Source organism: Nostoc sp., assembly GCF_036919555.1.
Classification (GTDB): domain Bacteria; phylum Cyanobacteriota; class Cyanobacteriia; order Cyanobacteriales; family Nostocaceae; genus Nostoc.
On sequence record NZ_JBALCS010000097.1, the window covers coordinates 1 to 7,409 of the forward strand.

A 7,409-nucleotide genomic window follows, 5' to 3' on the forward strand; every position below is an offset into this window, starting at 1 on the left:
TGGATGTTTGAGTGGTTTATTCGACACACTACCTTTGATTTTGCCACTCTTCAGATGTACGGAATTTGTTCAAAAATCAAATAGGAGTCCTATAGTTAGTAATTAGATAATACTCGCCAAAAATGAGAAGTAAGCTACATAATTCGTAATTAAATTAGTTTAGGATTTATTTACAACTAATTCAAGACCACCAATTTGACAATTTGGTGAGGCAGCATGGTCTTCTCACATTGGGAGAGGCTAGCGCCTACCGTAGGATGCCCGTTCGCCGCAAGGCGTCCCGTTAGGGAAGGGCTGTAGCGGGTTTCACCCATGAGTGACTGCCGAACCCGTGGGGTGTGGTGAAACGCCTGAAAATTACAAATTAAGGTCTTCTCTACAAGACGCTTTGCGTAGCAAGATCCCCGTAGGGGTACGTAGCGGGGTGTAGCCCATTAGGAATTAGTAATTAGTTAAATAGCTCAATCGCATCAGCTAACCGATTCCAAATGTTAGTAAATAATGATTTGCAAGACCGATGGATTCTTCGCTATTTCAGATTAGCGATCGCTAACATGCTCTCCAATCTAATGGTGCCACTGTCTGGAATGGTTAGCGTTTCCTTTTTAGGGCACTTGCAAGACATTCGTCATTTAACTGGCGTTGCACTGGCGACAGTTGTGTTTAATTACTTCTATCGAGCATTGAATTTTTTGCGTCTCTCTGTCACCGGCACGACTGCCCAGGCGACTGGAAGAAATGATCAAGAGGAAGTGGTGCTGCTAGGCTTACGGAATGTTTTAATTGCCCTCGGCTTGGGATTTGCTGTTTTGCTCCTGCAATACCCACTGCGAGAATTGGGGTTTATTGTCTTGAACAATACTCCAGAGGTGAAAGCGGCTGCGGTGGACTACTTCAACACGCGGATTTGGGGTGTACCTGCGGTTCTGGTGAATATGGTGCTGCTCGGCTGGTTGATGGGGCGTGAACAGAGCCAGAAAGTCTTAGTCTTGTCGGTTTTTGGCAACGTCGTCAACATCATCTTGAGTTACCAGATGATTGTGCGAGCAGGTTTGGAAAGCATGGGAGCAGGCTTGGCACAAGCTTTGAGCCAATTTCTGATGATGATGCTAGGACTAATTTGGGTCAAGAGTGAAATCCAGTGGCAGGAAATCCGTGCCGTCGCGCCTCAGCTTTGGGACAAATCTGCCTGGAATGAGACTTTTGCCCTGAGTCGGGATCTCTTTATACGGACACTGGCGATCGGGTTTACCTTTTGGGCTTTTACTAATCTGTTTGCTGGGATGGGAAGAATCGCCTTTGCGGAAAATGTCTTGCTGATTGAGTTCATGACGCTAGGAATTCAAATACTCAATGGCTTGTCTTATGCAACAGAAACCTTGACGGGCAACTTTCATGCCACAAAGGAGCAGGGGCAGATGGTGCCACTGCTTGGCGTTTCTATAGGCGTGACTCTGATGTTTGCAGTCATCATGTCCCTTACCTGCATCCTATTTCCGCAAACCGTATTTGGACTACTCACAAATCATACGGAAATAACCACCCAAATCGATCCCTACATTCCCTGGCTAATGAGTGTGCTGGGGCTGTATGCGTTTGCCGTCTCAATTGAAGCTTATTTCTTTGGTTTGGCAGAAGGATTAATCCTCCGCAATGCGGCTTTTATCGCAACTGGGTTAGGGTTTATTCCCACAGCAGCCCTCGCTTGGAAGTTGCAGAGTGCCCATCTGTTATGGTTGGCGATGTCTTTGTTCATAGTGACTAGAATTGCAGTGCAGGGAATTCAGATCCCTAGAACCTTGAAACTAGCGGCAGAGGATATTCCTCCTGCTGAAAAGACTCAATGCTAGTAAATCGAAGGCTTAATTTTTCCATTTTACAATCACCTGATTCACAGCATCGTAAACGATTATATAGCAATCCTAAATGAGTCGTGAAAATCTCCGAGTCCTCTCTCTGCGCTCTCTGCGCCTCTGCGGTTAATTTATTTTTACAAATGATTTAGGACTGCTATAGCAGTCCAGGGTAAGAGCATCTCAATTAGGCTTGACACAAGGGATGAGAAGATGACAACAGCATTGAAGTTTTCTCATTTCAGTTTTTGAAATAGCTCCCTCGTTCGAGGTCAGTGATGAGATCGGGCTGCACGGGCCGCCATCCTAACTGTTGCTGAGTTTGCGTGCTCGAGGTCGGATTGTCGAGTGCTGCAAAGTCCGCAACCCAGCCAAAATGATTAGCTGCCTCTTCGGGTGATTTGGTTACCACTGGCATGTTTAGGCGTCTTCCGATGACTTCAGCAATATCTCGCAACGCAACGCCCTCTTCAGCAACCCCATGAAACCTGGCCCCCGCAGTAGGAGCCTTCTCAAGTGCAAGCCTAAAAAGATGGGCCGCATCGAGTCGGTGCACCGCAGGCCAGCGATTGAGTCCGTCGCCTATATACGCCGAAACGCCCTTTTCACGTGCAATGCTGATCAGATGTGGAACGAAGCCGCCGCGATCGCCGTCACCGTGGACTGATGGTGAAAGACGTACCACTGACGCGCGCACGCCACGTGACGCTACTTCAGCTGCTGCCTCTTCCGAAGCTACGCGGGGAATGGAACTGGAAGCGTGCACATCTTCTTCGGTCGCCTCGCGACCTGGCGTAAGTAGCGCAGTCCCGGAGGTGACGATCAAAGGGCGGTCAGAGCCAGCAAGCGCGGCGCCGAGAGCCTCAATGGCGTGCCTATCTATCTCGCAGTTAGCCTTGAATTTCGAGAAGTCATGGATGAAAGCGGTGTGAATCACGCCATCCGAGGCGGCGGCTCCACTTTGCAAGCTGTCTTGATCCTCGAGATCACCTGGATGCACCTGGGCGCCAGCGGCGATCAGAGATTTGGCGGCGGCATCTGAGCGAGCCAGGCCGAGCACCTGATGACCCGCAGTGATGAGTTCCTGAACGATGGCAGAGCCGATGAAGCCTGTAGCTCCGGTAACAAAGACACGCATATTTGAACTCCTTTGGTTTTGTTCTGGATGGACGTCCTGCCTTATGGTTTCACCAACCAGAATGTCTTCTGAGATTGAATAATACGCCTCTTTTTTCATTGAGTAAATTCACAGAAGTCCAAATTTCTTGCCTAATAGTCCACGATAAACTATAACGGCCCTATATGGGATAGCCCCATACTTTGGAGACTTTATGACGGACTTGCAATCTGACCTAGCAAAAATAATCCATCTCTTCTCCCCCGAGGATGGCTTACATGAATCGCCCCTTTCAGGCATTAATTGCATAAAATTCTCTAAAACAGATCGTTACACAAAGCGACACTGGCGTGCATGCTTTGGTATCGTCGCTCAGGGCTGCAAGGAAATTATCCTGGGTTGCGAAGTCTATCGATGCGATGGAGGTCATTACACCGCCACTCCGGTTGATTTGCCCGTCACCAGTCGCATCTTTTCGGCGACGCCAGAGAAACCGTTTCTAGGCTTGCTAATAGATTTTGATCCGCTGACTTTGAGCGAAGTCGCGGCTCAGTTCGAAAAGGACTTTCCGAAGGAGGTTGAGAATCCTCTGCGTGCGGTATTCGTCGGAAAAGCCAGTGATAAAATGCTGGAAGCCGTGATTCGGCTGGGAAAACTTTTTCAAGTTCCCGAAGACGCGCCCGTGCTCGGGCCTTTGGTGGTCAAAGAAATACTTTATCATCTCCTGAAAGGAGCAGATGGACCGGCGCTCTGGCAGTTTGTTCGCTCCGGAAGCAAAACCCACAAAATATCTCAGGCAATTTACCGCCTAAGATCCGAACTCACTGATGATGTTGATGTCGCAGCTTTGGCAAAGGCTGCGAAAATGAGCCGTTCTGCTTTTTTTAAGCACTTTAAAGAAGTGACATCAATGAGCCCAATTCAGTATCAGAAGCGTCTCCGTTTGCTAGAGGCACGGCACCTGATGACCGATGAAGGTGAAACCGCCGAGAGTTCGGCCTTTAAGGTAGGGTACAATAGCGCATCACAATTCAGTCGAGAATATTCACGGATGTTCGGCGACTCTCCTTTGCGGGATGCAATGAAAATAAAAAAAACCGGTCATCCCATTCATCAAATTTAGTGTGTGGCTTGCAAGGATCATTGGAGATGCCACTAACACCCCAATGCCAGCAGTCCTTTATCAACTCAAATAGGATTGCTATAGCTTTAGTTGAGAGCGTTGAAAATCACTGGTGCTGAAACTACACCCTTTGCCTCTAACGCAGCTGCAACCCGTAAAATTAACGCTTCATTATATGGTGCTGCTATCAATTGCACACCTAAAGGTAAGGCATTTTGGCGCTGAATTGGTACTGATAAAACGGGTAAGCCAATAAAAGATAACGGTTGAGTAAATAATCCTAAATGAGGACGGACAAGAATTTCTTCGCCATCCAAAATCATGGTTTGTTGACCAATTAGCGGTGAGGAAATTGGTGTAGTTGGGGCAAGAATTACATCCACATTTTGAAAAACTTCCCGAATGCGATCGCGGTACCATTTTCTAAAGCGTTGGGCTTGGAGATACCAGCTACTTGGAATTAACGCCCCAGCTAAAAAGCGATCGCGTGTCGCTGCGTCAAAATCTTGGGGACGCCTACGCAATTTTTCCAAATGCAGATTTGCGCCCTCGCTAGCTGTAATCACAAAGGCTGCTGCACGGGCGCGGTGTGCTTCTGGTATTCTTACGTATTCAGTGACATTCAAAGCATCAGCTACCTTTTGCACTGCTGCTAGAGCTTCAGGTTCTGCGCCTTTGGTGAAATAATCAGCTGCAATAGCAATTCTGATATTAGAGATATCTTGTTTAAGTTGTGGTAAACATAATTCAGGCGGACGCTTTGTGCAAATTGGATCGCGATCGTCTTCTCCTTGAAGCACATCAAACACCGTGGCGATATCCTGCACCGAACGCGCAAAAGATCCAATATGGTCAAAACTGCTAGATAATAAAGCTACCCCAGCACGAGATAACCTTCCATAAGTCGGCTTCAAACCAAAAACGCCACACAACGCCGCCGGAACGCGAATTGAACCATTAGTATCTGAACCAAGCGTCAGGGGTACTAACCCAGCAGCAACAGCCGCCGCCGAACCACCCGACGAACCACCAGCAACTCGCTGTAAATCATGGGGGTTGTGAGTAGCACCGTAATGGGAATTTTCCGTTACAAACCCATAGGCGTACTCATCCATATTCAAAGCGCCAACCAGCACAGCACCTGCTTGTTTCAGCTTCGCTACTGCTGTTGCATCTTGGGTAGCTGGTAGGTTTTCTGCATTAATTTTCGATCCAGCTAGAGTCGTTAAACCAGCGATATCGAAGAGATTTTTCACCGCAAAAGGGACACCAGCAAGCCTTCCCGGATGATTACCTTGGGCAATTTCCCAGTCAATGCGTGCTGCATCTGTTAAAGCTGTCTCAGCAGTCACAGCCGTAAAACAGTTGAGTTGATTATCTTGCGCGGCGATTCGTGCGATCGCAGCCTGAGTAACTTCCATCGCGCTTACTTTGCCATCACGTATAGCAGCAGCTATTGATACAGCATCATTCATGGTTCAAATACTGGTGCAACTTCAATATCCTCCGCTAGCGGGAAAGAATTTATAAGATTAGCGATCGCCCTAATTCTCTCAAAATTTGCCACCACCCCATCCCGATACTCATCTCTTAACTCCAAATCCAACAACAAGGTCATTTGATCAACATACTCACCCACATTAAACCCTTCTCTTTTCATCTGTCCTCCTGTGCGATCACTTGTCAATTTTACAGCGTCCACGGTTTAACAAAAACTGATGAAAGCGCGGGCTAAGTAATTAAATGTAGTCGTCTGCGTCGGTGTAGCCCGCCGTCGGCATCGCTTGTTTTTGATCTGACCTCACAAAATCGCGTTGCTTCCGGGTTCTATTCGGTATGGGTACAAAAAATGAGAAAATCAAATTTTAGCGAGTAAGTTTGTTACAAAAACGGAAATTGTGCCAGTTTAAGGTGCGTTTGTCCTGGAGACTACCTGATGAGGAAAAAGTTTCTATTCTTCCGCAGTTGACAAGTGTACTTCAGGGAATTCCAAGGGGAAGCCTTGAAGTACAAGCTACATTGAATATCTTTTAGAACAGGTCATTACGATGTAGTTACCTTCAAATTCCAGATAACCAATCAACTCAGATATAAACTTGGGGCAGTTAGTACTAATTCAACAGAATTGATATTGCCATTAGCTATCAACTAATTTTTTAGTGCTATTCTACTATAGACTTTAATATAAAGTAACTTTATTTTCAATATTAATACTGACATATAAAGCTATCAATTAGCTTTATAGTGGGTACTTGAAGTTTTATGGACTAAACAACTGTGTCTAAACGATTGAGAGCTTTCTGAGCAATTTTATATCCAGATGCTTGCTTACCCAACTTTAATTCAAACAAAATACAGTCACGTAAAATTTCAAGTTATGCAACAATTGTCAACTCAACAGACTGTTTTGCACTTGCGGTATCAGATGTTTGATGAAACTCCTGATTCCGTGTAATACTTGGCTGAGGTTCGTTTTCAGTTGGAGGGGTAAAAGTAGCGAGCGTGACATTAGCCGCTACGTAACGTCTGAAACCCTTGCTACGAAAGAGCTACAAAAATAAAATTGCTCTATGACCTGAAAATCGCCGAAAAACCTTATTTTTGCTGTGTCAATAGAAGTTTAAGCTATTTGGTACAGCATTTCGTAACGTAAGCATGCGGCTTTCAGGCTGCAAAATTGAGTCAGATTTAAATGGTACAGATTTAAGTGTGTATCCGGTTAATCAAAATCTCATTTCTAGGGTAAAAGTTAAAAAATTTTTCTGAAACTCCCTCTAGGTAGGATTTTCAGCCATTGCGTGGCGGCTCATAGCAGCTTCGCGACTTTTGCCCCTATGAGGAGATTCTTGTGAGGTTTACAAGAATTTCGAGGAACCGTTTTAATAGCCTTCTGAATTACTCAGTGTTTGTATTGATTGTAAGAACAAAAGACATTACTAAATCATAAATCAGGAGAATCAAGTCATGGCAACGCAAGAAGAAATTATGGAATTGATCTACAACAAGATCAATTCCATGATTGGTGCTGGCAATCAACTATTTACTATGCAGTTTCCTGCCCAGCCACTAAACTATCGGATGTATCAGTATGACACGAGTAGTAATACTAGCGTGCTGACGAAACCATTCACTATTACAGAAAATGAGTTTCGCCTGTCAGATCAACTTTTTGATGTCTCCCCCATTACTAGAACTCTTGCATAAATATTTTGTGGTATATTTTGGGTTATTTTAATTTGAGTTTTGGCAATTAAAATAGGAAGGATCTATCGATTTTTTCGATTAAGTATTATCAGGCGATCGCTCATTAAAATTT

At 45.4% G+C, this 7,409-nt stretch carries 7 protein-coding genes; 3 read left to right on the forward strand and 4 right to left on the reverse strand.

Annotation, left to right across the window (positions count from 1 at the left end; all coding sequences use genetic code 11):
- Positions 1-176 precede the first annotated feature (176 nt).
- Entirely contained in the window at positions 177-314 is a 138-nt protein-coding gene (locus V7K36_RS27195) for a hypothetical protein (protein ID WP_335120789.1), read from the reverse strand.
- A gap of 174 nt (positions 315-488) precedes the next feature.
- On the opposite strand from V7K36_RS27195, the gene gntT reads away from it, so the two are divergent.
- The gene (gntT, locus tag V7K36_RS27200) at positions 489-1,850 is read left to right on the forward strand and encodes a guanitoxin biosynthesis MATE family efflux transporter GntT (protein ID WP_335120790.1); all 1,362 of its coding nucleotides are present in this window, start codon (positions 489-491) and stop codon (positions 1,848-1,850) included.
- A gap of 244 nt (positions 1,851-2,094) precedes the next feature.
- Here the strand turns inward: gntT and V7K36_RS27205 are convergent, their stop codons facing one another.
- Positions 2,095-3,090: an SDR family oxidoreductase gene (locus tag V7K36_RS27205; protein WP_335120791.1), complete on the reverse strand. Its 996-nt coding sequence runs from the start codon at positions 3,088-3,090 to the stop codon at positions 2,095-2,097.
- Positions 3,091-3,184: 94 nt separating this feature from the next.
- Here V7K36_RS27205 and V7K36_RS27210 point away from each other — a divergent pair, with 94 nt between their 5' ends.
- A complete protein-coding gene (locus V7K36_RS27210) occupies positions 3,185-4,093 on the forward strand; it encodes an AraC family transcriptional regulator (protein WP_335120792.1) in 909 nt (302 codons plus the stop codon).
- An 86-nt stretch (positions 4,094-4,179) separates the two neighbouring features.
- Here the strand turns inward: V7K36_RS27210 and V7K36_RS27215 are convergent, their stop codons facing one another.
- Positions 4,180-5,568 (reverse strand): AtzE family amidohydrolase, encoded by a 1,389-nt coding sequence (locus V7K36_RS27215; RefSeq protein WP_335120793.1) that lies wholly within the window; start codon positions 5,566-5,568, stop codon positions 4,180-4,182.
- The gene (locus V7K36_RS27220) at positions 5,565-5,753 is read right to left on the reverse strand and encodes a DUF4089 domain-containing protein (protein WP_335120795.1); all 189 of its coding nucleotides are present in this window, start codon (positions 5,751-5,753) and stop codon (positions 5,565-5,567) included. Before V7K36_RS27220 ends, V7K36_RS27215 begins: the two co-directional genes overlap by 4 nt.
- 1,304 nt (positions 5,754-7,057) lie before the next feature.
- On the opposite strand from V7K36_RS27220, the gene V7K36_RS27225 reads away from it, so the two are divergent.
- A complete protein-coding gene (locus V7K36_RS27225; protein ID WP_335120794.1) occupies positions 7,058-7,297 on the forward strand; it encodes a hypothetical protein in 240 nt (79 codons plus the stop codon).
- Positions 7,298-7,409 lie beyond the last annotated feature (112 nt).

Excerpts from the sequence above, each read along its gene's own strand:
- V7K36_RS27220 (WP_335120795.1), bottom strand. The coding sequence starts at position 5,753 with ATGAAAAGAGAAGGGTTTAATGTGGGTGAGTATGTTGATCAAATGACC.
- V7K36_RS27195 (WP_335120789.1), bottom strand. The coding sequence starts at position 314 with ATGGGTGAAACCCGCTACAGCCCTTCCCTAACGGGACGCCTTGCGGCG.
- V7K36_RS27210 (WP_335120792.1), top strand. The coding sequence starts at position 3,185 with ATGACGGACTTGCAATCTGACCTAGCAAAAATAATCCATCTCTTCTCC.
- gntT (WP_335120790.1), top strand. The coding sequence starts at position 489 with ATGTTAGTAAATAATGATTTGCAAGACCGATGGATTCTTCGCTATTTC.
- V7K36_RS27215 (WP_335120793.1), bottom strand. The coding sequence starts at position 5,568 with ATGAATGATGCTGTATCAATAGCTGCTGCTATACGTGATGGCAAAGTA.
- V7K36_RS27225 (WP_335120794.1), top strand. The coding sequence starts at position 7,058 with ATGGCAACGCAAGAAGAAATTATGGAATTGATCTACAACAAGATCAAT.
- V7K36_RS27205 (WP_335120791.1), bottom strand. The coding sequence starts at position 3,090 with ATGAAAAAAGAGGCGTATTATTCAATCTCAGAAGACATTCTGGTTGGT.